Here is a 2,649-nt window from a genome sequence, read left to right on the forward strand (position 1 = left end):
ACACGTATATTTGGGCAGGGGCCGCGTCAGGCCCTTGCCATCCACTGTTCGCTTGCGCACTCGGGTTCGTTGACGGGCCTGATGGGGGCGTTGTCGGATCAATTGGCTGCTGTTGCCTATGATCTTCCAAGCCATGGCCGATCTGGTGATTGGGATGGCACGGGTGACTTGCATGACGTAGCCACCGATATGGGCCTCGCGTTGCTTACAGAACCGATGGATTTGATCGGTCATTCCTTTGGCGCAACTGTTGCCATGCGGTTGGCGATGGAGCATCCAGAGTTGGTGCGCAGCGTGACAATGATTGAACCTGTCTATTTTGCGCCCGCGATTGCGGACTATCCTGACGAAATGTTTGCGGCTCTTGATGTGAACGTGGAATTCAATGCGGCTTGGGCCGCAGGTGACCGCGAAACGGCTGCACGTTGCTTTAATCGTGTTTGGGGCGATGGTACCAAATGGGCCGATTTTTCACTGCGTGCCCGCAGCTATATGACCGACCGTATTGATTTTGTTGTTGGCAGTGCGCCGTTCTTGGAAGCGGACAGCGCGGGATTGCTGAAGAACGATATGTTCGCGCGCGCAACAATGCCTGCTTTGTTGATCAAAGGTGGTGCGTCAAATGAGGTCGCAGGCTTTATCAATGAAGCAATCGCGCGACGTTTACCTTATGCCACCAGCGCCAGCATTGAAGGTGCAGGCCACATGGCACCGCTAACGCACCCCGAACAGGTGGCGGACGTCATTCGCGCGTTTTTAGGTGCTTTAGAAGAGTGAGATAAACTGGTCGATCTGCTGCGTGCTAAGAGACCAATCACACACAAATCGCGCCATCAATTGCTCGTCTGGATCACCTGCGTCTACATCTCCACCCATCACATAGTAAACCGCGCCACTGCCCAATAGCTTTTGGTGCACTGCGCGTGGAAGTGTGGCGAAGATGATGTTTGCATCAACAGAGTGCAGGATATTTGCGCCATTCGCTTTTAGACCGCTAAGCAGATGGGTGCAGTTGTCGTTGGCTTTGGTTGCTGCCTTTAGCCAAGCGTCCTCTTTGAGGTATCCTGACATTTGTGCCGAAAGGTAGCGATGTTTGGACAATAGATGCGCACCGCGTTTGCGGCGCAGTTCAAATTCCCATGCTTTGGAGGGCTCAAAAAAGATCACGGCTTCGACACCCAAACAGCCATTTTTAGTACCGCCAAAACTGACTATATCAACGCCGGCTTTCCACGTCATTTCAGCAGGCGTACAGCCGAGTGCAACAAGAGCATTGGCAAAGCGTGCGCCGTCTAGGTGAACGGGCAGGTCGAATTCTTTGGCCAAGGCGCAGAGCGCTTGGATTTCTTCAACGCTATAAACGCCGCCTTGTTCGGTTACTTGTGTGACCGATACGGGCCCGCGTTGTGGCCCGTGGACGCCGCGGTTTTGTTCGTTTGTGATTGTGGCGCGCAGGGCATGGGGCGTCATGCGGTCGGAGCCAGGCACCAAGGTGAGTTTGGCACCGCTTGCGTAAAATTCGGGTGCGTTGCATTCATCCTCATGGATGTGGGCAACGGGTGAGCAAAAGATGGTGTCCCACGGCTCTGTGTAGCTGGCCAAGGCCAGTGCGTTCGCAGCCGTTCCAGTCGTGACTAGATATATCGTGGCCTCTGGCGCTTCAAATAGATCACGCAGGGTTCTGCGGACCTCGTCCATGATGGTATCGTTGCCGTAGGGCATTTGGTAGCCGGAGTTGGCGTTAGCCAGGGCTTGCATCACTTCAGGTAGGGCAGGGCCTGCGTTGTCGGATGCAAAAAACATTACTTTGGTTCCTCGATAATGTGATCTTCCCAATCTTCTTCTGGGATATCAAATTCGGATAGGGTTTGCCCTTTAATGCTTATGCCCGCCTCATGCACGGAATTGGGGTTTCCCGTCACCAGAGGATGCCATTCTGGCAATGGCTTGCCTTCCCACAGCAAACGGTAGGCGCAGGTTGTGGGCATCCAATAAGCGTGAGTGTCCAGATTTTCAGGTTTTAAAACGATGCAATCTGGCACGAATTGGTGGCGGTTTTCGTAATGTACGCAGCGACAGGTCGCGTCATCCAATAGGCGACAAGCGATGTTGGTCAGGGCCACTTCGCCGCTGTCTTCGTCTTCCAACTTGTTGAGGCAGCATTTGCCACAGCCGTCACACAGCGCTTCCCATTCTGCTGGGTTCATTTCTGCTAGCGGCTTACGCTCCCAAAATTTGGCGGCAAATTTGGTCATAGGGCCCCCAAAATTTCACGCGCTTGAGCACAGTCGGCATTCATTTGCGTAATCAGGGTCTCAAGGCTATCAAAGTTCTCTTCTCCGCGCAGGTACGCGACCAGCGCGACAGAGGCCTGAGCGTCATATAAATCACCAGAGAAATCGAACACGAAGGTTTCGATATTGGGTTTATTTTCCCCAAACATCGGGCGCACCCCAAGAGAGGCCGCGCCGTGGTATGTGCCTGCGTGTGGACCATCGAGAACGTCAAAGATTACGGCGTACACACCAAGGGCCGGCAAATGTAGTCCATCAACGGACATATTGGCTGTTGGATAGCCCAATTCGCGCCCACGCTGTTCGCCACCAATCACGGGCCCTTCAATGCGGTGCCAGTGGCCCAACATTTCGG

4 protein-coding genes are annotated in these 2,649 nt (G+C 54.0%); 1 reads left to right on the forward strand and 3 read right to left on the reverse strand.

What is annotated here, in order from left to right; all coding sequences use genetic code 11:
- Positions 1-777 (forward strand): alpha/beta hydrolase (locus ABF287_RS00950; protein WP_347183153.1); only part of this gene is annotated, 777 nt, incomplete at its 5' end.
- On the opposite strand, the gene ABF287_RS00955 is transcribed toward ABF287_RS00950, so the two are convergent.
- From ABF287_RS00955 to ABF287_RS00965, 3 genes are all read right to left on the reverse strand, one after another.
- A complete protein-coding gene (locus tag ABF287_RS00955) occupies positions 766-1,803 on the reverse strand; it encodes an aminotransferase class V-fold PLP-dependent enzyme (protein ID WP_347183154.1) in 1,038 nt (345 codons plus the stop codon). The two genes, ABF287_RS00950 and ABF287_RS00955, sit on opposite strands and share 12 nt — an antisense overlap.
- Positions 1,803-2,255, reverse strand: a complete 453-nt coding sequence (locus tag ABF287_RS00960; RefSeq protein WP_347183155.1) for a YcgN family cysteine cluster protein — start codon at positions 2,253-2,255, stop codon at positions 1,803-1,805. Before ABF287_RS00960 ends, ABF287_RS00955 begins: the two co-directional genes overlap by 1 nt.
- A partial coding sequence (locus tag ABF287_RS00965; protein WP_347183156.1) for a riboflavin kinase occupies positions 2,252-2,649 on the reverse strand: 398 nt, incomplete at its 5' end. The genes ABF287_RS00965 and ABF287_RS00960, both read right to left, overlap by 4 nt.

Source organism: Pacificibacter sp. (genome assembly GCF_039769035.1).
Lineage (GTDB): Bacteria > Pseudomonadota > Alphaproteobacteria > Rhodobacterales > Rhodobacteraceae > Celeribacter.